This window comes from Hymenobacter fastidiosus, from assembly GCF_039539565.1.
GTDB lineage: Bacteria > Bacteroidota > Bacteroidia > Cytophagales > Hymenobacteraceae > Hymenobacter > Hymenobacter fastidiosus.
This window is the reverse complement of record NZ_BAABDJ010000035.1, coordinates 265,135-287,063: the sequence shown is the minus strand read 5'-3', so window position 1 is coordinate 287,063 and position 21,929 is coordinate 265,135. Positions and strand designations below refer to the sequence as shown.

General features: G+C 59.4%; 22 protein-coding genes. 2 read left to right on the top strand and 20 right to left on the bottom strand.

Annotation, left to right across the window (positions count from 1 at the left end; genetic code table 11):
- Positions 1-148: 148 nt before the first annotated feature.
- From ABD833_RS15520 to ABD833_RS15495, 6 genes are all read right to left on the bottom strand, one after another.
- Positions 149-2,422, bottom strand: coding sequence for a TonB-dependent receptor (locus tag ABD833_RS15520; protein ID WP_345074191.1), 2,274 nt, complete (start codon positions 2,420-2,422; stop codon positions 149-151).
- A gap of 136 nt (positions 2,423-2,558) precedes the next feature.
- Positions 2,559-2,792 carry a hypothetical protein gene (locus ABD833_RS15515; RefSeq protein WP_345074189.1) on the bottom strand — a complete coding sequence of 78 codons (234 nt, stop codon included), beginning with the start codon at positions 2,790-2,792 and terminating at the stop codon, positions 2,559-2,561.
- Positions 2,793-2,915: 123 nt separating this feature from the next.
- On the bottom strand, positions 2,916-3,302 hold the full coding sequence (locus ABD833_RS15510) for a hypothetical protein (RefSeq protein ID WP_345074188.1): 387 nt from the start codon (positions 3,300-3,302) through the stop codon (positions 2,916-2,918).
- 20 nt (positions 3,303-3,322) lie between these two features.
- Positions 3,323-3,961: a HupE/UreJ family protein gene (locus ABD833_RS15505; RefSeq protein WP_345074186.1), complete on the bottom strand. Its 639-nt coding sequence runs from the start codon at positions 3,959-3,961 to the stop codon at positions 3,323-3,325.
- Between the two features lie 58 nt (positions 3,962-4,019).
- Positions 4,020-5,255, bottom strand: coding sequence for a tetratricopeptide repeat protein (locus ABD833_RS15500; protein WP_345074185.1), 1,236 nt, complete (start codon positions 5,253-5,255; stop codon positions 4,020-4,022).
- Between the two features lie 252 nt (positions 5,256-5,507).
- Positions 5,508-7,604 carry a DUF4331 family protein gene (locus tag ABD833_RS15495; RefSeq protein ID WP_345074184.1) on the bottom strand — a complete coding sequence of 699 codons (2,097 nt, stop codon included), beginning with the start codon at positions 7,602-7,604 and terminating at the stop codon, positions 5,508-5,510.
- Between the two features lie 418 nt (positions 7,605-8,022).
- Between ABD833_RS15495 and hscA the strand changes: the two genes are divergently transcribed.
- Together hscA and ABD833_RS15485 are read left to right on the top strand one after the other, a co-directional pair.
- Complete coding sequence (gene hscA / locus ABD833_RS15490) at positions 8,023-9,882, top strand: Fe-S protein assembly chaperone HscA (protein ID WP_345074182.1); 1,860 nt, start codon at positions 8,023-8,025, stop codon at positions 9,880-9,882.
- Positions 9,883-9,891: 9 nt separating this feature from the next.
- Positions 9,892-11,094, top strand: coding sequence for an anhydro-N-acetylmuramic acid kinase (locus ABD833_RS15485; RefSeq protein ID WP_345074181.1), 1,203 nt, complete (start codon positions 9,892-9,894; stop codon positions 11,092-11,094).
- Here the strand turns inward: ABD833_RS15485 and ABD833_RS15480 are convergent, their stop codons facing one another.
- The 14 genes from ABD833_RS15480 to map form a co-directional block, all read right to left on the bottom strand.
- The gene (locus ABD833_RS15480; RefSeq protein ID WP_345074179.1) at positions 11,095-11,517 is read right to left on the bottom strand and encodes a hypothetical protein; all 423 of its coding nucleotides are present in this window, start codon (positions 11,515-11,517) and stop codon (positions 11,095-11,097) included. It abuts the gene before it with no gap.
- Between the two features lie 220 nt (positions 11,518-11,737).
- Positions 11,738-12,055, bottom strand: coding sequence for an FtsB family cell division protein (locus ABD833_RS15475; RefSeq protein ID WP_345074177.1), 318 nt, complete (start codon positions 12,053-12,055; stop codon positions 11,738-11,740).
- Between the two features lie 83 nt (positions 12,056-12,138).
- Entirely contained in the window at positions 12,139-13,410 is a 1,272-nt protein-coding gene (eno, locus tag ABD833_RS15470) for a phosphopyruvate hydratase (RefSeq protein WP_345074176.1), read from the bottom strand.
- A 160-nt stretch (positions 13,411-13,570) separates the two neighbouring features.
- Positions 13,571-14,380 carry a LytR/AlgR family response regulator transcription factor gene (locus tag ABD833_RS15465; protein WP_345074175.1) on the bottom strand — a complete coding sequence of 270 codons (810 nt, stop codon included), beginning with the start codon at positions 14,378-14,380 and terminating at the stop codon, positions 13,571-13,573.
- Between the two features lie 48 nt (positions 14,381-14,428).
- Positions 14,429-15,433: a sensor histidine kinase gene (locus tag ABD833_RS15460; protein ID WP_345074174.1), complete on the bottom strand. Its 1,005-nt coding sequence runs from the start codon at positions 15,431-15,433 to the stop codon at positions 14,429-14,431.
- Between the two features lie 164 nt (positions 15,434-15,597).
- Entirely contained in the window at positions 15,598-16,905 is a 1,308-nt protein-coding gene (locus ABD833_RS15455; RefSeq protein WP_345074173.1) for a TraB/GumN family protein, read from the bottom strand.
- A gap of 205 nt (positions 16,906-17,110) precedes the next feature.
- Positions 17,111-17,713 (bottom strand): 50S ribosomal protein L17, encoded by a 603-nt coding sequence (rplQ, locus tag ABD833_RS15450; protein ID WP_345074172.1) that lies wholly within the window; start codon positions 17,711-17,713, stop codon positions 17,111-17,113.
- 272 nt (positions 17,714-17,985) lie between these two features.
- Positions 17,986-18,975, bottom strand: coding sequence for a DNA-directed RNA polymerase subunit alpha (locus ABD833_RS15445; RefSeq protein ID WP_345074171.1), 990 nt, complete (start codon positions 18,973-18,975; stop codon positions 17,986-17,988).
- Positions 18,976-19,047: 72 nt separating this feature from the next.
- The gene (gene rpsD / locus ABD833_RS15440; protein WP_345074170.1) at positions 19,048-19,653 is read right to left on the bottom strand and encodes a 30S ribosomal protein S4; all 606 of its coding nucleotides are present in this window, start codon (positions 19,651-19,653) and stop codon (positions 19,048-19,050) included.
- 128 nt (positions 19,654-19,781) lie between these two features.
- Positions 19,782-20,174 carry a 30S ribosomal protein S11 gene (gene rpsK / locus ABD833_RS15435; RefSeq protein WP_345074169.1) on the bottom strand — a complete coding sequence of 131 codons (393 nt, stop codon included), beginning with the start codon at positions 20,172-20,174 and terminating at the stop codon, positions 19,782-19,784.
- A gap of 144 nt (positions 20,175-20,318) precedes the next feature.
- Positions 20,319-20,696: a 30S ribosomal protein S13 gene (gene rpsM, locus ABD833_RS15430; protein WP_135496031.1), complete on the bottom strand. Its 378-nt coding sequence runs from the start codon at positions 20,694-20,696 to the stop codon at positions 20,319-20,321.
- Between the two features lie 24 nt (positions 20,697-20,720).
- The gene (gene rpmJ / locus ABD833_RS15425) at positions 20,721-20,837 is read right to left on the bottom strand and encodes a 50S ribosomal protein L36 (protein ID WP_046246595.1); all 117 of its coding nucleotides are present in this window, start codon (positions 20,835-20,837) and stop codon (positions 20,721-20,723) included.
- A 94-nt stretch (positions 20,838-20,931) separates the two neighbouring features.
- Positions 20,932-21,150, bottom strand: a complete 219-nt coding sequence (gene infA, locus ABD833_RS15420; RefSeq protein WP_073107036.1) for a translation initiation factor IF-1 — start codon at positions 21,148-21,150, stop codon at positions 20,932-20,934.
- A 4-nt stretch (positions 21,151-21,154) separates the two neighbouring features.
- Positions 21,155-21,925 carry a type I methionyl aminopeptidase gene (gene map / locus ABD833_RS15415; RefSeq protein WP_345074167.1) on the bottom strand — a complete coding sequence of 257 codons (771 nt, stop codon included), beginning with the start codon at positions 21,923-21,925 and terminating at the stop codon, positions 21,155-21,157.
- Positions 21,926-21,929 lie beyond the last annotated feature (4 nt).

Below are 21,929 nucleotides of genomic sequence, written 5' to 3'. Positions count from 1 at the left end.
GGCCGCGCCGGCGAATCAGCTGACGGAGGGGTAAAGGTAGGCTTCTGCCAGCACAGGATTACTCGTTGCCCGACCTGGCTACGCAAACGCGGCCGACTATGCGGTACAGGCGCATAACCGGCCGCTTTGATTCTATTCAGCGCCGGTTTTAGAAGAACAGGCTGGCGTTAACCTTGAAGTAGAAGGGCGTACCGGGCGTGAAGTGCAGCTCTTCAACCCCGGCGGCCTGCTCACTAAGCAGCCGGCTGGGATTACCGAACTGGGCCTCGTTCCATGCTACATTCAGCAGATTCTCGGCCGTGGCCCCGATTTGGAAACGGGACTGGGTGTAGCTCAGCACGCCATCGAGCAGAAAATAGCCGCGGGCCCGGATGCTGTTGTCCTCGTTGGCCGGGCGGCTGTCGAGGTGGCGGTAGCGCAGACTGGCGCTGAAGCCTTTGGGGTTCTTGAGCGTGAGGCCCCCAACGCTGGTGAAACGCGGAGCCAGCGGGATAAAGTTCTGGCCTTCGGGCTCGCCCACCAGGCGGCCGTGGTTGTAGTTCAGGTCGACATCGGCAAACAACAGCCTCGTGAGCTGATAGCGCACCGACAAGTCAGCCCCGTACCGACGGCTACGGCCCGCGTTTTCGGTACCGCCTTCGTCGCCGATATACACCAGCTCATCGTCGAGGTGGAGGGCCCAGAGGGCCGCGTTGACCACCATGCCCGGCCAAGGCTTGAAGGTGCTGCCAGCTTCGTAGCCCAGGGCCCGCGGCAGGGCATTGTCGTTCACGGTGCCCCGGATCACCCCGCGCGCATCGTTGGAGTGAAACCCCAGCCCCGAGCGGGCAAACAGCTGCACGGCCGGCGAAATCTGATAGTACAGGTTCAGCTTCGGGGATACCCGGGCCCGGGTTTTGCGACCATTCAGGGGCTGCAAAACCCGGGCGGTATCGGCCAGATTGCCCCGGAAATCAAACACGAACACGTCGGCCCGCATAGCTGCATTCAGGGTCAGGCGGTCGGTCAGCGTCAGGGTTTCATCCAGATAGGCATTGAGGTTCTGCTCATACACTTCGCCCACCGTAATGGTATCCGTAATTCGGCGCTGCACGGCGCGGCGCAGGGTCACATCCGCATTGTCGATGCGGGTACCCAAACCGAAAGTGGTATGCAGGGCGCGGGTGCCGAGCTGGTCGTCGCGGTCGTAGGTACCGGTATAGCCGTAAATGTTGCGGGCATCGGTCTGGTTGATTCCGTCGCCATTCACCGAGTCGGCCAGGAAGAAGGTGAAGTTGGAAAACAGGTTGAAGTTGTAGTTGGAATAGTACAGCTGCTGGCGAATCACGGCCTCATCGGCCAGGCCCGTGGTAAGCACTACCGAGGCATTGGTGCGGTCGGTCCGGCCACCCTCACTGGGGTCGATGCTGCCGAAGCGCGAGATGAGGCCGGCCTCCACGGCCCGTACCGGAATCTGACCGCTGGCATCCCAGTTGGAGTTGAAGTGTGACCCCAGCAGCGTGAGCGAAGTACGGTCCGACAACTGGCCCGTGTACTTCAGCAACCCGTTGAAGCGCTTGAAATCCTGGTCCTGATCGAAATAAGAATTGGTGAAGTTGTACTCGGCCGCCACGTAGGCGCTTTCGGGTCCTTTTGAGAACAGGTGGCGGTTGTTGTTGCCCAGCAAATCCAGCATCACCAGGGCCCGGCGGGTGTCGAAGCGGCCAGCCTCCAGCTTCACCTGGCTGGCGTCGAGGCTGGTTTTGGTAGTGAACTCGCCGGCTCCGGCCGTGGCAAAGTCCCCGAAGCGGGCCGTGTAGGGTCCTTTATATACCCGCAGCTGGTCCACGGTTTCCGGTATCACGAAGTGGAAATCGGCGTAGCCCTGGCCGTGGGCGTGGCTCACCATGTTTACCGGCAGGCCGTCGACGCTCACGGCAAAGTCGGTGCCGTGGTCCACGTCGAACCCGCGAATGAAGATCTGCTCGGCTTTGCCGCCGCCCGCGTGCTGGGCAATGAACAGGCCCGGCACCAGCCGCAGCAGGTCCTGAGCCGAGTTCACCGGCCGCAACACCTTATCGATGTGCGAAATGGCGGCCAGCGACTGGTTCACGTCCCGCGGCTGCAACACGGTTACTTCGGTCAGATTCAGGGACACGGCAGGCAGCGGCAGCCTGACCGTACGGTTGTCGCCGGCCGTCAGCCCTACCACCATCGTGCGCGTCCCGTAGCCCAGGGCCGTAGCCTGAACCGTGTAGGTACCCGCGGGCAATCCGCTGAAGCGGAAATTACCCAGCGCATCCGTCGCAGTGCCGCCGGGCTGGCCCAGCAGGCGTACGCCTACGCCCAACAGAGGCTGCCCGGAAGCAGAATCGGCAATAACGCCCCGAATGGCAGCTGCCGGAGACGACGAATTCTGGGCCGCCGCCGCCAGGCTCAGCATTCCAATAGCAAGTGTACTGATGAGCCTTAAAACGCCGGCTCTTACTCTACCCGGAAAGGCTGGTTTACTAGGGAGCGATACTTTAGCGGTAAACCGGTGAGTTACCGCTAACGTGCAAATAGAGAACTTCTTCATACTACCAGCGTTTAGCAGATGAAGGAACGGCGGCCCGGCGCTGGGCCAGACACTGGACCCGGTGCGCCGTAAGGCTGGCAAATTTGCGGTCCTCATTGGCCCGCTTGATCACCAGCGGCGCTTTGAGAGCAGTTACCGATACCCGGGGGCAAGCCCGGGACAGCAGGTGGGAAATTGCAAGATGCTCCGCGGGGGCAGCCACGGGCAGTCGGGGGGAAGTAAGCTGAAGTTTCATGCGTCAGGAAATCACCGCTTCCGGCCAGGAATTCCTGGCGGAAGCAGCTGATAAAAGATAAGACGAGCGGGCGCATCGGAACCGACGCGCTTTTAGCTGGCTACCATGAAGCCAGGCTGCGACTTATCCCTGACGTGGGGGAGAATACAGAAGGCCTGAAAATCCGGCCGGCACTGCTGGGACCAACGCCGGGGCGAATACCCGGGCGAACCGAAACTGCGGGTGCACTACCCTGACGGCCGGAACCAGGTAATGCAGGTCGATTCCTTTGGCCAGCGTTAATAGCTGCTGCGGAGTCAGGGGCTTGGCGTTTTTGCTCAACGCGTGCTGGTCCCCGTTGCAGGTACTAAAGCAGTCGAGGCGCAGATAATTGTTCTGCTGGCAATCGTGCTGGTGAACGTAGGGGTGCGCGGCGGAGTAGCGCGGCGGCTCCGGCCGGTTCACCAGGCCCGCGCCCACTACCAGCAGGTAGTTGCAAAGCAGCAGCAAGACGAGGCAGGAGCGCAACATGACGTAGAATCAGAAATAAGCTAAACGAAAAATACTCTTTCCACGGTCCAGTAGGCCGCCACCAGCCCAATGATAACGGAAGCCGGCACTACGACGCGCTGCTTATACCAGGGCTTGTCGGCGAACCAGTAGCCGATGAACAGCCAGGCCAGCAAAATCACCGATACCTGCCCCAGCTCCACGCCCACATTGAAGGAAATCAGCGACTCGAAGAACATGGAGCGCGGCAGCCCCAGCGACGTGAGGGCACTGGCGAAGCCCATCCCGTGAATCAGCCCGAAGCCAAACACAATGGCCACGCGCCACGGATTCAGCCGGTCGGCAAAGATATTTTCGATGGCCACAAACAGGATGGACAAAGCAATGATCGGCTCAATGATATCCGCCGGCGGATTGATGAAGCCGTAGATAGCCAGCCCCAGCGTGATGGAGTGGGCCACGGTGAAAGCCGTAGCCTGCAGCAAAACGGGTTTTAGCCGCGGTTCCAGAAAGAAAATACTGAGCACGAACAGGATGTGGTCGAGGCCCAGCGGCAGGATATGGGTGTAGCCGAGCTTAATGTAGGTCCAGACAATGTCGGTGCGGGAAAGCTTGCTCAGATCCACATCCAGCACGTGCGCCGATGCCAGCTGCGGAGCCAGCAGCAATGCCAGCAGCAACCCAGCCGGGAGACGCCACGAAGGCGCCGCAGTTTTCCTGATAATAAGCAGGCCCACGTTAGTTAACGGCCAGCAGCTTCTTGCCTTCATCGGCCAGATCCACACTCAGGTAAGGGTTCATATTCAGCGCCTGCCGGATCAGCGCCTGACCTTCCGCCGGCTTGCCGTTCCTGGTAGCAATCAGGCCGGCGCGGCATAGTAGCGTTGGGTTCTTCGACTTCGTGCGCAGCGCTTTGGCCATGTAGTTTCCGGCCTCCTTGTGCTCGCCGCGCTTATAATGAACCCAGGCCAGAGTTTCGTTTACGTCAATATTGTCCGGCCGCCGCTCGTATTCGAGCTTGGCGTGTTCCAGCGCTTTGTCCAGCTGGTTGGTTTTCAGGTAGGCATAGGCCAGCTCCCGGTCGGCGTAGTGCCCCATTTCCTCGTTCTCATCCGCATTCCTGGCATCGGAGGCCAGCATCGAAATGGCTTCTTTGGCCATTTGCGTGGCTTTAGCCGGCTCGTTGTTGAGCCGATACAGATCGGCCAGCTCCTCGGCAAAGGCGTAGTCCTTCACCGTAGCCCGGGCCTTGCGGAAGTAGTCGATAGCCACGGGATAGTTCTTGCGGGCTTTTTCCACCCGCCCCAGGCCGGCCATAGCATACGCGTAGTACGGTCGGGCCAGTAAAGCCTGCTGATAGTGCTGTTCTGCTTTAAGCAGGTCGCCGGTGCTTTCGTATAAATGGCCCAGGGTAGTACGGGCCCACTCGGTTTGTTCCAGGCCCGGGTAGCCGGCTTTGGCCGCCATATCCATCGCTTCGATTGAGCCCGGGTAGTCGCCATAGATTTCCCGCAGGTAAGACACCCGGGAATAGGAGCGCAGATCAGGCCGTACCTGGTTCATCTTATCGGCCATTTTCACGGCCTCGTCGTAGCGGCCCAGCTCGACGTTGGCATCACAGAGCAGCCCGTAGACAAACCCGTTGTTAGGGTTGATAGCAACGGCCTGCTGCGCAATAGCCAGCCCTTCGGAGAAATGGTGCTGGGTGAGGCACAGCGACGCTTTGCAGCAAAGAGCCTCAAAGTTTTCGGGTTCCTGGGCCAGAATACCATTCAGCAGCTGCATAGCCGCCATATCGTAGTACGGGTGGTCGCCCGTGACCCGGCCCTCCTGCATGTACGCCTGGGCCAGCAGCAGCCTGGCTTTATTATCCTCGGGCTTGGCCCGGAGCTGGGCTAGCAGACCGTCAATAGCATTTTTGGTATTGAGCCATTCGCCGCCCAGAGCCAGGTCGCCGTGGCGTTCCTTAAGCATCGGAACAGGCTCCGGTTTGCGGAAGAAAAAGAGGGCCGCAACGGCTGCGCCGAAGCAGAGCAATAGAATTGGGTAGAGGTATTTACGCAAGGCGGTCAGGCTTGAAAAGTGAGATGCAGCGGTCAGCGCTAATCTGAGTGCGAGTATATCCAAAAAAAGATAGCCGGGCTCACCCGGGCCCGGCTATCAATCTACCACACTATCGGCCCGGTTGCCAGGCCAGGGCCCGGCAGCCGCGCCGATGGGTTATGGCTAGTTGGTGTGAACGAGCTTGATGGACTGGAGTACCGTTGCGCCCGTTTTCACGGTAGCCACGTAAGTACCTGCGCCCAGTGCGGGCACTTTCCATACGAAGTCGTAGGTGCCTGCTTTGTGCTCCTTGTTGTTGATGAGGGTTGCCACTTTGCGGCCCATCATGTCCGTCACGATCAGCGTAACGGGGCCTTTAGCCAATACCTCGTAGTGGAAGGTAGTCTGGTCGCTGAAAGGGTTCGGGAAGTTCTGGGCTACCTGAATCGGCAAAGAACTCATGTTCAAGCCCGATGCGCCACGCTGAGCCAGGGCTACCCGCTGCGCTTTCGTGCCGCTCCAGGGAGTCTGGGCGTAAGGGAAAGCCGCTTTGAAGGTGGTGTCGTTGGCTTCGATGCCCGTGCGGAAGGTGAGGACGTTACCCAGACCGTTGGCCGTTTCGTACGGCAGGCCGATGGCGGCCAGTACGACGCCCCCCACAGCCTGCAATTCGATACGGGTGACATCATCCTCCAAACGACGACCGTTGGGGAAACCGTCCATGTTTGGAATGTTCTGCAGCGTATTGGTAGTATTGAAGCGAGAATCAGTCAAACCGAGTACTGCGGCAGCCAGTAGACCTTGCGAGCTAAAGCCTGCTGCTTGGGTACGGGGCGTAGCGGGCACGGCCATGTTCAGACGCAGCATGTCGCCACCTACGCCAGCCGCAGCAGCCGGATTGTCAACTAAGGGCAGGAAGTTGTTGACGAAGGGCTTACCAACTGCCAGAGGCTGGCCAGCGGGTTTGATGTTAGCCAACTGATAGGGCGGCAGGTTTGGCACCCCGGTGTGGAAGATCGGCAGAATATCGACCGAGCGCGGCTTGGCCGGACGCAGAAGATACTCCGCGTAGCCCCCCGCCGCAATCTTGGCGAAAGCCGTACCTGCTACCGAAGCAGCCGGCGCGTTCAGCAGGGCTGAAACCCCAGCCTTGCCATTGGCGAAGTCAAACGAACCCAGCGAGTTCCGCTGAATACGCAGGGCACTCAGGCCGGGCACTACGGCGCCGAAATAGCCCGTGCCTTCAGCCATGTACAGACCCAGCTCCGGGTTGGAGAGGTAATCTTCCGTAACGGCTACCTCCGTGTAAGGAGTGTTGTAGTTCCACAGATCCTTCGCGCCGATCGGGTTGATAACCTCGTTCGTCAGCGGCATACCAATCCGCGATACCTGCACGAAGTTGCCGGTATGGGTCTGGGTACCATCGGTGTTCAGCGTACGCAGGGCCGGACGGCTGGCCGAAGCCCACACGCCGATGATGTAGTCTGAATCCAGAATGTTAGCGGCCTGAGCACCGGTTTTGCCATCTTTCTGCAGCAATGAAATCGGGATCTGCAGGGCAATGGTGTGGATGTTTTTGCGGGCCAGACCATCGCGGGCCGCGGCTACGCGGATGCCGCCCAGGTCGAAGATACCGCCCAGGTCAGCGAAGAATGGGTCGTCTACGGGGCCGCAGAATACTTTTATGTTGCTGCCCACAGTCTGAATGGCGCCGGTCATCAACGTGTTGTAATCCGCTACGCCCAGGCCTACGGCGCTGGATATGGAGCGCGGCCCAACGTTGGTTGGGGGCACTACGCCGTTGCTGGTCAGGGTTGTGAAAGTGCCGCCGTTGAGGCTCACTTCCATCGTGTAAGTAGCCTTCAGGTTTTGCTTCGGGCCCGCGCCAGCGTTACGGATGTTGAAGAACGTAGTCGCATCTTCGTTGACAAGCCTGAAGGTAAAGCGGTAGGTGAGGTCGTCGCGGTTAGGATTAGCCCCCGAGTTCTTGATGTGAATCTCGTAGCGCACGTTTTCCCCGAAGTTGTTGTAATTCGGGCCGCCCTGGGGCAATTCCAGCGGAATATAGTTGGCGATGATGTTAATCATCTCCGCGTTGCTGGGGTCGCGGAAGGCATACAGGTCGGTGTTGTCGGCCAGCGGGTCATCGGCGATAAGCGGGGCTTCGCGGTGACTGGAGGCTTCTAAGCGCGTGTTTTGTCCGCTCCAGGCCAGAGCGCCTACTACCGCCGTGGCGGCCAGCGACAGGTGGAGAATGGGACGTGTAAAGGTCTTTTTCATGATACTGTAAAAAGGGAAAAGTGGATAAATGGAAACGCACCAACTCGCCTGAGCAATCAGACGGCTAAAACAAGTATGGGGGCAATAGAAGGAAGCGCGGGCGAACCGGAACAGAGACACGGCCGGTGTGCCGACGGCAATGGATAGTACAGGGGCAGATCCGGTTAGCAGATCCGCAGTAGTATTTTCAGCAGATTACAAAGCCACATACGGGTCCGGTGTGAATTCTGGTTTGGCGTAGTTGACCTTTTTGATAAGAAAATTCAGGCATTTTAGAACTGGCAATACTCCCGTTGCCGGCTCGGGTATTCATACCCGCATTTCCTGCCTACTTTTGACCAGCCCAACAGTTTAATCTGTTGCAACGGCTAAACCTTGTTTCTCCATCCGCGCGCTTCGACGCGCTGCTCTTCTTTGTATGGCTAAAGTCGCAATCAACCTTTCCACCGGAAGCCTCCAGCAGGAAGAACTCATCGTGGGTATTGACCTGGGCACGACCAACAGTCTGGTGGCCTACATTCATCCCGACGGCCGGCAGCCTACGGCCATCAACGACCTGGACCGGGGTACGATCGTCCCGTCGGTTGTTCATTTTCCCGGCGGCGGCGACGAGCCGATAGTAGGCACTGAAGCCAAAGAATTCCTGCTTACCGATCCGCAAAACACTATCTATTCGGTAAAACGCCTGCTGGGCAAAAGCTATAAGGATCTGCACGGTCACGCGGCTGACCTGGGCTATAAGGTCATCGACGACAACTCGGAGGGGCTGGTGAAGATCCGCGTGGCCGACCGGTTCTATTCCCCCATTGAGCTATCGGCCGAGATTCTGAAAGAGCTGCGCACCCGCGCCGAGCACGCGCTGAAAACGCCGGTCAACCGCGCCGTGATTACCGTGCCCGCTTACTTCAACGACTCCCAGCGCCAGGCGACCCGCGACGCCGGCCGCCTGGCGGGACTGGAAGTGCTGCGCATCGTGAACGAACCCACGGCGGCGGCCCTGGCCTACGGCATCGGCCTGAGCCCTGATGAGGAGAAAACCGTGGCCGTGTACGACCTTGGCGGCGGCACCTTCGACGTGAGTATCCTGCGCATTCAGCAGGGTATTTTTGAAGTCCTGAGCACCAACGGCGACACCTACCTCGGGGGCGACGACCTCGACCGCGCCATTATCAACCACTGGACGGCCCGGCACCACCTGAGCGCCGTCGTGGCAGCCAATGGCTCATTGCAGCAGGAGTTGCGCCTGCTGGCCGAATCAGCTAAAAAGTACCTGAGCCAGCACGACGATTTCGGGGCCAACTTCACCGACCTCGTACTGCGCCTCACCAAAGCGGAGTTCAACGACCTCATTCGCCCGTTGGTGGAACGCACCATAACCTGCTGCCGACTCGCGCTGACCGATGCCCGGCTTACCCCCAAAGACCTCGACGCGGTGCTGCTGGTTGGGGGCTCCACGCGGGTACCGCTGGTGTATGAGGCCGTGTCGGAGTTTTTTCAGCAGCCCGCCAACAACTCGCTCAACCCCGACGAAGTGGTAGCGTTGGGAGCCGCCATTCAGGCCGACATTCTGGCCGGCAACCGCCGCGACGTGCTGCTGCTCGACGTGACGCCGCTGACGCTGGGCATCGAAACCCTGGGCGGGCTGATGGACCCGATTATTCCGCGCAACTCCAAGATTCCAACCAAGGCCGGCCGCCAGTATACCACCTCAGTCGACGGGCAGGTGAACCTGAAAATCTCGGTGTACCAAGGCGAGCGGGATCTGGTGAAGGAAAACCGCAAGCTGGCCGAGTTTGACCTGCGCGGCATTCCGGCCATGCCCGCCGGCCTGCCCAAGGTGGACGTCAATTTTCTGCTCAACGCCGACGGTATTCTGCAGGTAGAAGCTGTTGAGCTGCGTTCCAACACCCGGCAGGTCGTGGAAATAAAGCCCCAGTACGGTCTCACCGACGAGCAGGTGGAGCAGATGCTGCTGGACTCGCTCACCCACGCCCGCGCCGACGTGTCGGCCCGGATGGTGATTGAGGCCCGCACCGTAGCCGAGCAGATGATCTATCAGGTAGAGCGGTTCGTGGACAAGAACTCGCAGTATCTGACCGAGGACGAAATCACGCAGACCGCCGCCCAGACCCAGAATCTGCGCGAAGCGCTCGAAACCGGGGACAAAGACACCATTCTGGGCGCGGTAGATAAGCTGGAAGAGCTCACGAGTCCGTTTGCGGAGCGGGTGATGAATATCTCCATCAAGCAGGCCATGGCCGGCAAGAAAATCGAGTAAGCAGTTCGCATGAATGCCAACCTCACGCGGCTGGTGGCGGCCGCTCAAAAGCCTGGGCGGCGCATTATCGGTCTGATGTCAGGCACGTCGCTCGATGGGCTGGATGTGGCGCTGTGCCGCTTCGAAGGCCACGGTCCCGCCACCCGCGTAGCGGTGGAGCAGTTCACTACGGTGCCCTACCCGGAAGCCGTGCGGGAGGAAATCCGCCGGGTCTTTGCCCGCCGCGACGTGGAGCTGCAGCACCTCACCCTGCTGCACGCCTGGCTGGGCAGCTTACATGCCCGCATGGTGCTGGCGTGCCTACGCGAATGGAACGTTGAGTCCGCTACGGTCGACGCCATTGCCAGCCACGGCCAGACTGTTTTTCACGCCCCCCGGCAGCAGCACGGCCTGGCGGAGTGGCCCGACGCGACCCTGCAGCTCGGCGACGGCGACCATCTGGCCGTGCACACCGGTATTCTGACCATAAGTGACTTCCGGCAGAAACACGTAGCGGCCGGCGGGCAGGGTGCGCCCCTGGCCGTGTACGGCGACTATCTGATCTTTTCCCAACCCGGCGAAGACCGGCTCCTGCTCAACCTGGGCGGCATTGCCAACTTCACGTTTCTGCCCGGCTCCCTGGATGCGGCCGAGGTATTCAGCACCGACGTGGGGCCAGGCAATACGCTGCTGGACGCTTTCGTCCGGGAATTCTATCCAGCCAAAAGCTACGACGAAAACGGGGAGCTGGCCGCGCAGGGGCAGGTAAATCCAGCCCTGCTGGCAGAATTGCTATGCCATGCCTTCTTCCAGGCCGGGTTACCCAAAACTACCGGGCCGGAGCTGTTTAACTTGGCGTACGTGCGTGCAGCCCAGGCCCGGACCGGCACTGCCGCTTTAGCAGCAACCGACCTGCTGGCTACTCTCACTGAGCTCAGCGCGGCCGGCATTGCCGGGGCGGTGGAGCTGGCCTTCGGCCTTGGCCGGCCTTTTCACGTGTATACCAGCGGCGGCGGCATGCACAACCCTACGCTGATTGCCGCTATTCAGCGGCGCTTACCGCATTGCCGGTTTGCCACCACCGAGGCTCTGGGTATTGAGCCCGATGCCAAAGAAGCCGTGCTGTTTGCCGTGCTGGCTAATGAAACCCTGGCCGGCGAGGCGCGGTCTATCGGAGCCGGCCAGCAACGGGTACCGGCGGTGGCCCTGGGTAAGATTTCCTTTCCGGCGTAACTACTCCGGAGCTTTAACCTTACCCTGCGGAGCGGGAACGAGGCCGAAGCTCAGAATGCGCGTAGCGGTGGAGTCGCGGAACGTGACGTCAAGCTGCACCTGCGGCCGGGTTGCCAGCGTGTCGCTTTTGAACATGAAGCTGTAGAAGTTGCGCACGTCGTTGGCTTCCCCAATCCGCAGTCCCAGCTTATACAGGTCGATGGCCGGCCGGAACTGCTGGCCTTTTTCGTAGAGGGGCCGGGCCGCGGCCCGGAAGTGCGCCGGGGTAATAGCGGCGCTTACTTCCGGGGCCAGTAGCTGGTAGGCGTGCTCGTAGTCGCCCCGTAGCACAGCCAGCAGAAACTGCCGGGCTAGCTGCACCTGCGAAGGGCGGGCCCGGGCGGGTGGGGCCAGCAGCACTAACAGTCCCAGCAGACCTGCCATGCGGCACAGTTTGAAAGGAATACCCAAAGTGAAAGCCTGTTTCATAGGGCGGCCCTGGTCAAATACGGGGCCACGTTGGGCAGACATTCTCGCCAACCAGCCCCCCGACCCGAACCAGACTTCGAACCACCGGCTGCCACCCGATCAGGGCCCCGTAATTAGCTAAATCGGGCTAAACGCCGCAGCTCCGCGCCAGACGGCCAAAGCAGCCGGCCCCTGATTATTCAGCCGCGGCCTGGGGCACCAGAATAAATACGTCTTCGCCCGGGCGCTTCATGGTATACTTCTCGCGGGCGAATTTCTCCAGCAGCTCCGGGCTGCTGAGCAGCTCGGCCCGATCTTTCCTCACCAGGGCAATGTTCTTCAGGTAGTACTCCTTCTCAGCCTGCAGCTCCCACCATTTGGCATACATGTCGTACTGCTTAAATAGGTCGTTGGAGTCGAACATGAACATCCAGACCAGGAAAGCCAGCGTGGTGAGAAAGTAAAAGCTGCGGAGAAACCGGGGTACCCGGTCCAGAAGGGCGGAAATTTGCATGGTTGTCAAAGATAAACAAAGAGGCCGTTCTGCGAACAGAACGGCCTCTTTGATTTGGAATCAGAATCTAATTCCCCCTAGCGCTACATCTTCTTGCCGGGGAAGTAGGCCGTTTCGCCCAGCTCTTCCTCAATGCGGAGCAGCTGGTTGTACTTGGCCATCCGGTCGGAGCGCGAGGCTGAGCCGGTCTTGATCTGGCCGGTGTTCAGGGCCACGGCCAGGTCGGCGATGGTGTTGTCTTCCGTCTCGCCCGAGCGGTGGCTCATGATGCTCTTGTAGCCATTGCGGCGGCCCAGGTTCACGGCGTCAATCGTCTCGGTGAGGGTACCGATCTGGTTGACCTTGATCAGGATAGAGTTGGCAATCTTCTCGTCGATACCGCGCTGCAGCCGGGTTACGTTGGTCACGAACAGGTCGTCGCCCACCAGCTGGGTGGTGCTGCCGATGCTGTCGGTGAGGGCCTTCCAGCCGGTCCAGTCGTCCTCGTCCATGCCATCCTCGATGCTGATGATGGGGTATTTCTTGGTCCAGTCGGTCCAGTAATTCACCATTTCTGAAGACGTCAGCTTGTCGCCGGTGCTCTTCTTGAAGTGGTAATGGCCATCGGAGTAGAACTCCGACGCGGCGGCGTCCATGGCAATCATCACCTCGTCGCCGGGCTTGTAGCCGGCCTTCTCGATGGCCTGAATGACGATTTTAATGGCGTCCTCGTTGGATTTAATGTTCGGCGCGAAGCCGCCCTCGTCGCCCACGTTGGTGCTGAAGCCCTGCTTTTTGAGCACTTCCTTCAGGTGGTGGAAGATTTCGGTACCCCAGCGCAGCGCCTCCGAGAACGAAGGAGCACCCACGGGCATAATCATGAACTCCTGGAAGTCGATGCTGTTATCGGCGTGGGAGCCGCCGTTCAGGATGTTCATCATCGGCACGGGCAGCGTGGTAGCGCCCACGCCGCCTACGTAGCGGTACAGCGGCATGCCGGCTTCCTGCGCCGCGGCCCGGGCTACGGCCAGCGAAACGCCCAGAATGGCATTAGCCCCGAGGTTGGCCTTGTTCGGCGTACCGTCGATTTCGAGCATGATCTTGTCGAGCAGGCCCTGCTCAAACACCGAGAAGCCCATCAGCTCTTCGGCAATGCGGCTGTTCACATTTTCCACGGCCTTGAGCACGCCCTTACCCATGTACTTGCTCTTGTCGTCGTCGCGCAGCTCCACGGCTTCGTGCTTGCCGGTGCTGGCGCCCGAAGGCACGGCGGCGCGGCCCACGGCCCCGCTTTCGGTGGTCACGTCTACTTCAATGGTCGGGTTACCGCGCGAATCAAAAATCTGGCGGGCATGAATGGCCGAGATGATGCTCATGTTGAAAAAGCTAAGGTTGAAAATGGGTTTCCGACGAAAATCACGCAATACAGCACCAGTCCGGCACTACGTAGCACCCGAAAGGGGCTCCACTGCGTTGCGGAGGCCAAGGTAAGGAATTCGGAAAAGAGCCGGCCCTACTTTCTGGCGTTTCCCAGTCCTACCCTTCCAGCCAGCGCCGGAACTCGGGGGTCTGGGCGGCGCTGGTAGTGAGCGTGACGGCACTGGCCCGCAGCTTCACGGCCAGCCGGTTGTTGAAATACGGTTCCACTTTCTCAATGAAGGCTATGCTGACCAGCTCCGAGCGGTTGAGGCGGCCAAAGCGGGCGGGGTCAAGCTGGCGTTCCAGCTCGGTGAGGGTGCCATTGAGCGGGTAGCGCGTGCCGGCCCCGTCCACGGCGAAGGTCACGCCTTCGTCGGCCTGCACGTAAGCCACATCGGCCACCTGCAGAATATGCAGCCCCTGCCGCAGGCGTACCGAGAAGCGCTGTTTGTACTGCGGCAGCGCGCCCTGGCGCAGGGCCTGGCTTAGCTCGCGCAGCACTTCAGCCGTCACCGCGGGCGGTGACGCCCCGCCAACAACCGGCTCCGGCGGCGGGGCAAAGCTTTGCCGCAGGGTCTGGTATTTGGCCAGCGCAGCCTGAAACTGGTCGAAGGTGAAAGGCTTGAGCAGGTAGGCGATGCCGTTGGCGCGGAAGGCGGGCAGCAGAAACTGGTCGTAGGCCGTGGTAAAAATGATGGGGCAGGTAACGCGAAACTGCTCGTACAGCGAAAACACGTTGCCATCGAGCAGCTCGATGTCCGACAGAATCAGGTCGGGCATGGGGTTGGGGTTGGCTTGCAGCCAGGCCAGAGCCTTTTCCACGCTGCGCAGCACGGGCGGAGCTTCAGCCGTCAGCCCGGCCTGGGCCACGAACCGCAGCAGCTGGCGGGCCGCGGGCTCTTCGTCTTCAAGAATCAGAATGCGCATAGCACGTAAGGTAAAGAGTTGCCGGTCCTGCGCGGTCAGCCGGTTCCACTAGCCGGACGTAGCCGCCAGCACGGGAACGGTAACCTTGAATTCGGGGCCCGTGTCGTCCACGGCAATGGTCTGCCCGGCCAGCAGCTGGTACCGCTCCCGCAGGTTGGCCAGGCCGGTGCCGGTAGAGTCGACGGGGGTGAGCTTGGGCCGGCGCGGGTGGCGCACCGTGAGGCTGGTTTCGGTGGCTTCGATGGTGATGATGAGTGGGTCGTCCTCGTTGCCGACGTTGTGCTTGATGGCATTTTCGAGCAGCAGCTGCACCGTGCCCGGCACCACCAGCAGCCGGCTCAGCCCGGCGTGGGCGGGCAGCTGCTGCCGGAAGCCGTAGGCCGCGCCAAAGCGGTGGCGCAGCAGGTATACGTACTCATCGGCGAAGCCCAGCTCATCGGCCAGAGACACGAAGTCGTCGTCCTTATGGCGGAGCAGGTAGCGGTAGAGCGCGGCAAAGTGGGTCAGGTACTCATCGGCCACGACCGGGTCGTACTGAATCAGGCCGCGCAGCACGTTGAGGTTGTTGAACAGGAAGTGGGGGTCAACCTGGGCCCGGAGGTTGCGCAGCTCACTTTCCGCGTGGGCCTTCTGGGCCAGCACCAGCCGCTGCTGCACGTCGAAGTAGCGTTTGCCGGTGAGCAGCACGGCCAGCATCCCGTAGCTGAACGCGTGCCGGATAATGCTGCCCACCAACGGCATCAGCCCCCAGTGCACGGTCTGGTGCAGAATCAGACCGTAGCCCACGGCATAGCTCACGCCACTGGCCACCAGAAAGGCCAGCAGCAGCAGCAGGGCCCGCAGCCGGTAGCGGGGCACCAGCAGGTTGGGCACCAGCCCGAATACAATGGCGAAGACGGCCGCCGAATCGAGCAGCACGGTGTACGTCATTCCCGCCAGGGCCAGGCCCCAGCCGAACTCCTGCACGTAGGTGGGCAGAATCACGGCGGTGGCTACCGGCCAGTAGGCGGCGGCGGTCAGCAGGTCGGAGCGGGAAGGGCGGGCAAGCAGCATACAGCGCAGTTGGGCAAGCCAGGCAGCTTTGCCGCCGGGAAGTTGCCACTCTTTTGCCGAACGCTCCGCCACAAGAAAAGGACGGGCCACGCGGCCCGCCCCTTTCCAATGCACAACCAGTTGCTGCGTCACGAGCAATACGCCGGATAGCATAAGAAGCGGGCTCAGGGCCGTAGCGGCTGTACCATGTCGGAGTCGCGCACCAGCACCAGGTACTGCACGTAGGCGGCCGCGGGCAGCTGGGGGTCGAACTGCATCTGCTGGGCGGCCGGGATTCCGGGCGCGTAGGTTACCCGAATCGGCTGCTGCCGGGTAGCGGCGGCCGGCGCATCCAGCCGGAACAGGGTCAGGCTGTGCGGCTGGGTACGGGCCTTCAGCTCCCCGATGCCCTTAATAACCGTCAGCGGGCCGTCGTGGTTGAATTTGTCGGTGCCGGTATACGTCTGCCCCTGCGTCTGCCAGGGCGCGGGCAGGCTGCGGGTGGGATACAGCATCCGGCAGCCTGAAAACGCGCACATCAGGGACACCACCTTGTCGTGCATGGGCAGGGCGCTCTGCCGCACCAGGGCCGCAAACATCGTGTGCCCTCCCTGCAGCGGGCTTTGCAGCACGTGGGCCAGCCCCCAGAAGCCGTACATCTTTTGCCCCGCCAGCCGCTTGGTTTGGCTCAAGGCGCTGAAGTTGGCAAAAATGCTCTGCTCCCGTCCCAGCCCGGCGGCGCGGTAGGTCAGGTTGGTGAGTAAGTGCAGCACCGGCTCGTAGGAAGCACCCAGCGTAAACTGGTAGCCTTGCCGGTGCTGCTTTAGCTCCGCTATAGTACGCTGGGCCAGCGCGGGCAGCTTCGGCGTAGGGGGCAGCTTCAGCAATGTGTACAAGGAATCAGCCTGCTGCAACAGCACTACCGAGAAGCCCTTCTTGCTCAGCAGCCGGTGCAGGTAGTCGGCCGCCAAGGGCAGGTCCTGCAGCTCGTCGATGCCCACAAACTCGAATTTCCGCTGCTTGGGCAGCGTCAGGTTCAGGGCCCGCAGCTTCTGGAATTTGCCCAGCAAATCCTTATTGGCCCACTGCGATTCATCCCGCACCCAGCTGCGAAACACGAGCTGCAGCGTGCTGTCGTTGCCGGTGCGCAGGTACTGGTTCAGATAATAGGCTTTGGCGCAGTCAAACTCGCCCACGTAGTACCGCACTCCGGCCCGCTGGTTGAGATGCCTGAACAGCTCAACGTCTACTTCCTGCGGCCGGGCTACCCCGTGCGACTCCCCCAGCAGAAACAGCTGGTTGGCGTAGAAGCCGGCATCAAACAGCCCAAAATTCGGGCCCGCCCCCGGCTGAATCGGTTCCTGCGGCACGCCGGCAAATACTACTCCCGGGACAACCGGCTCGGGTGCCTGCCCCCGGGCCGGATTCGCCCAGCCGGTGAGCAAGCTGACAATGATGGCGTAAAAGCAAGAGCGGGAGAACATCGTTTTCATAGGATCGGGGGCTCGAAGGTGGAATTGATAATCCAAAGCAAGCCACCCGCCCGGTCAACCCCGCCGCCATTTCTATGAACTGAGGTAATCCTGCGGCCAAGTGGAGGAAAAAACAATTAAGCTCGGTGCTTTCCTGGTGGCCAGGACAAACAAAAAGGGACGCACCTTGCGGCACGTCCCTTTTTCTGTATTGACGAAGTTCTTACTACGAAGCAGCTTCTTCGCTTTTCTCGTCGCGGGTTTCGCCTTCTTTCAGCGTCTCGGTCGGAGCGTCGGTAGCATCAGCCGCAGCAGCACTGGTTACTACGGCAGCGGCCGGAGCATCAGCCACTACTTCTGCCGAAGACTGGCCTTCGCCGGCCGTAGCCGGGTCAGCCTTCTTCTTGCCGCGCGAACGGCGGGTGGTGGTCTTCGCTTCGCCGGCGGCTTTCGCTTCCAGCATGGCGTCATTGTAGTCTACCAGCTCGATGATGCACATCTCGGCGTTGTCGCCCAGACGCGTGTCGCTCAGCTTGATGATGCGGGTGTATCCACCGGGACGGTCCGCAATTTTGCCGGCTACCGAATCAAACAGCTCCTTGATGGACTCTTTGTTCTGCAGGGTGGCGAAAACGGTACGACGTGAGTGCGTAGTATCGCTCTTGGCTTTGGTCAGCAGGGGCTCGACGAACTTACGCAGGGCTTTGGCTTTCGCCAGGGTCGTTGAAATGCGCTTGTGCACAATCAGCGACGAAGCCATGTTCGAAAGCATGGCGTTACGGTGCGAAGCCGTCCGGCCCAGGTGGTTGATTTTTTTACCGTGTCTCATGGTACTTGCTTAAAAAAGCGGATGTATGGGCTTGCGGGCGTGGCCACGGCGGGCGGCTGAATTAGGTAGCCACCTCATTAGAACCACTGCCCCTCGGGGCCCATTGGTTAGGTAATGTGTTAAAATGAAAATGTGCTGATGTGAAAATGTGCTAATGGGTTGATGAGCGAAGCGTCAGTTAAATTGGGTGAGATGACCAAAACGGCTACCCAACTCAATAAATTAACACGTCAGCACATTGCCACATTAGCACATTCACCCACATTAAACCTCTATTCTTCGTCGAGCTTGTACTTGCCCAGATCCATCCCGAAGGTCAGACCTTTTTCCTCCACGAGGTTCTCCAGCTCCGTCAGCGACTTCTTGCCGAAGTTGCGGAACTTCATCATGTCGCTCATATCCAGCTGCACCAGGTCACCGAGCGATTTGATGTCGGCGGCCTTGAGGCAGTTGTAAGCGCGTACGCTCAGGTCCATATCCGCCAGCGGCGTCTTCAGAACTTTGCGCATGTGCAGCGTCTCTTCGTCTACGGTTTCCTCTTCCTCGGCTTTGGCCGTTTCGAAGGTCATCGTGTTGTCCGAGAACAGCATGAAGTGTTGAATCAGAATATTAGCCGCGCCTTTCAGCGCCTCTTCGGGGTGGATCGAACCATCCGTCTGAATCTCGATGAGCAGCTTCTCGTAGTCGGTCTTTTGCTCTACGCGGGTGTTCTCAATGCTGTACTTCACGTTCTTGATAGGCGTGAAGATGGCATCGATGGCAATTTGCCCGAACACCTGGTCGGCAGGGCGGTTTTCTTCGGCAGGAACGTAGCCGCGGCCTTTCTGCACCGTAAATTCAAACTCCAGCTCTACGCTCGGGTCGATGTGGCAGATAACCAGATCCGTATTCAGGACCTCGAAACCGTTGGTGAACTTGTTGATGTCGCCCGCCGAGAACGAATCCTGGCCCTTGATGCGGACCGTGATTTTATCCTCAATTGCGTCGCTGACCTTCTTGAAGCGAACCTGCTTCAGGTTCAGGATGATTTCGGACATGTCCTCAATCACGCCTTCGATGGTCATGAACTCGTGCAGCACGCTGGCCGTCCGAACCGACGTAATGGCGTAGCCCTCCAGCGACGACAGCAGGATACGGCGCAGTGCGTTGCCGATCGTGACGCCGTAGCCTTTCTCCAGCGGTTTAAATTCAAACGTTCCGTAGAAGTCGTCGGATTTCTCCATCACAACTTTCTCCGGCATTTGAAAAGCTAAGATTGACATAAGTGGGGCTTTAAAATTACAACAGGGAAAAAATCGAAGAAAAAGGGCCCGGCCGCAGCCGGGTCCTTAGGATTACTTCGAGTAAAGCTCGACGATGAGCTGCTCCGTGATTTTCTCCGGAATCAGGTCGCGGGCAGGGGCGTTGAGGAACTTGCCTACCATCTCCTTGCCGTCCCACTCCAGCCACGAGAAAGCGCGGGCATTGCGGGAAGAAAGGCTCGTCGTAATAGCTTCCAGCGACTTCGACTTCTCCCGAACCGCGACAATGTCGCCAGCCCGGAGCTTAACCGAAGAGATGTTTACTACGTCGCCGTTCACCGTGATGTGACGGTGCAGCACCAGCTGACGGGCAGCACGGCGGGTTGGGGCAATGCCCAAACGGTATACCGTGTTGTCGAGGCGCGACTCGAGCAGGGCCAGCAGATTTTCACCCGTGATACCCGGCAGCGCAGCCGCCTTGTGGAAAAGGTTTTCGAATTGCTTTTCCAGGATGCCGTACATGTACTTCACCTTCTGCTTCTCCATCAGCTGCACCGCGTATTCGCTCTGCTTCTTGCGACGGCCGCGGCCGTGCTGGCCTGGAGGATAGTTCTTTTTGTTGAGCGCTTTGCTCGGACCGAAGATCGGCTCTGCGAAGCGACGAGCAATCTTGGATTTGGGACCGGTATAACGTGCCATTTCGGGGATGTTGAGTTTTGGAGGGGTTGAACCGCGCGTGTCGGGCTTCTCAGACGAGCCTTGGGTAAAGAAGGCGCATCAGAAACCCGACACGGGTGGTCAGCGCGAAGGCTGACCAGTTCAGTATATCAGACGCGACGACGCTTAGGTGGACGGCAGCCGTTGTGCGGCAGCGGGGTCACGTCGCGGATGGTAGTTACCTCAATGCCCACATTCTGGAGCGTACGGATGGCTGACTCCCGGCCAGCGCCCGGACCCTTCACGAACACTTCGGCTTTGCGCAGACCCAGGTCATGGGCGACTTTGGCGCAATCCGTAGCCGCCATCTGGGCCGCGTAGGGAGTGTTCTTTTTGGAGCCTTTGAAACCCATCTTACCAGCAGAGGCCCAGGAAATAACCTGGCCGTTGTTGTTGGTAATGGAGATGATAATGTTGTTGAACGAAGCCTTGATGTGAATCTGGCCTACTGCCTCAACAACGACAACGCGCTTTTTGGCTTTGTCTTTTCTTTTTTGTGCCATCTGGTTATCGCAAAAAATGCGGAAGGTGTTGGCGCTTCGCGCAATTAAGAATTATGAATCATGAACTATGAACTAGCCGGTCAGCCGCATTCTTAATTTTTAATTCTTAATTCTTAATTACCAAAGGCCGATTCCCGCTACAGTTTATTTAGTAGCTTTCTTCTTGTTCGCAACGGTCTTCCGCTTGCCCTTGCGGGTACGGGAGTTGTTCTTGGTGCGCTGCCCACGAACTGGTAGACCCTTCCGGTGACGCAAGCCGCGGTAGCAGCCGATGTCCATGAGACGCTTGATGTTGAGCTGCACTTCCGAGCGCAGAACACCTTCGGTCTTCACTTCCGCGGCAATGATGCTACGAATTTCGCCGGCTTCCGCTTCCGTCCAGTCCTTCACTTTCTTGCTCAGGTCGATACCGGCCTTGGTCAGGATGCGTTGTGCGGATGGACGGCCGATGCCGAAAATGTACGTCAGCGCGATTTCACCGCGCTTGTTGTCTGGGATGTCTACCCCTGCAATACGAGCCATGTGCTTTATTAAAAAGTCTGGTGCTTAACCCTGACGCTGTTTGAAGCGTGGGTTCTTTTTGTTGATGACGTAGAGTTTGCCGTTGCGGCGAACCAGCTTACAGTCAACGCTGCGCTTTTTGACCGAGGTTTTGACTTTCATGGAAATGGAATCTGAGAGACTTAGGAACTTGAGGTCTGTGCTAGGAAACCGAAGTCAAATGGCGGTCTGGTTATCTGAACGTCAACCAAGACCCTTACTTGTAACGGTAAACAATGCGGCCTTTCGACAAGTCGTAGGGCGACATTTCCAGCTTCACCTTATCTCCCGGCAGGATCTTGATGTAGTGCATCCGCATTTTCCCGGAGATGTGCGCCACCAGGGTGTGCCCATTTTCCAATTCCACGCGGAACATTGCGTTAGAAAGTGCTTCGAGAATTACTCCGTCCTGCTCAATGGAGGATTGTTTGGCCATAAGGCTACTGTAAGGCTTTTTCTATGTAGTCGAAGGAGGTCAGAATTTCCGCCTTATCTTTTCTTATTACCACGGTGTGCTCAAAGTGCGCCGAGGGTTTGCGGTCCTTGGTCCGGATGGTCCAGCCATCCTTTTCCTGCACCACGCTCTTCGTTCCTAAGTTGATCATAGGTTCGATGGCAATGACTAAGCCTTCCTGCAGCTTGGTACCCGCCCCACGCTTGCCGTAGTTGGGTACTTCGGGTGCTTCGTGTAGCTTCTTGCCCAGCCCGTGCCCGACCAGCTCCCGCACCACGCCATAGCCTTTCTTCTCGACGAAGTTCTGGATGGCATAGCCGATGTCGCCGATACGGTTACCAGCCACCGCCGCCTCGATACCGAGATACAGCGACTGCTTGGTGTCAGCCAGTAATTTGAGCACCTCCGGTGCCACCTCCCCGATTGGGTAAGTGTAAGCGCTATCCGAATGATAACCGTTAAGAAGTACGCCGCAGTCTACCGAAACAATGTCGCCGCTCTTCAGCGGTTCGTCACTTGGAAAACCGTGCACCACGACCGAGTTGGGCGAGATGCAGAGGCTGTATTCGAAACCATTGTAGCCTTTGAAGGATGGTTGGCCGCCATTATCCCGGATGAACTCCTCCGCGCGACGGTCCAGTTGCCGCGTGGTGACGCCCTCCCGGATCATGCCCGCCACTTCTCCGTGGGCTTGAGCCAGCACCTTCGCGCTGGCCCGGATGAGTTCTATTTCTTCTTCGGTCTTGTAAACGATCATGACC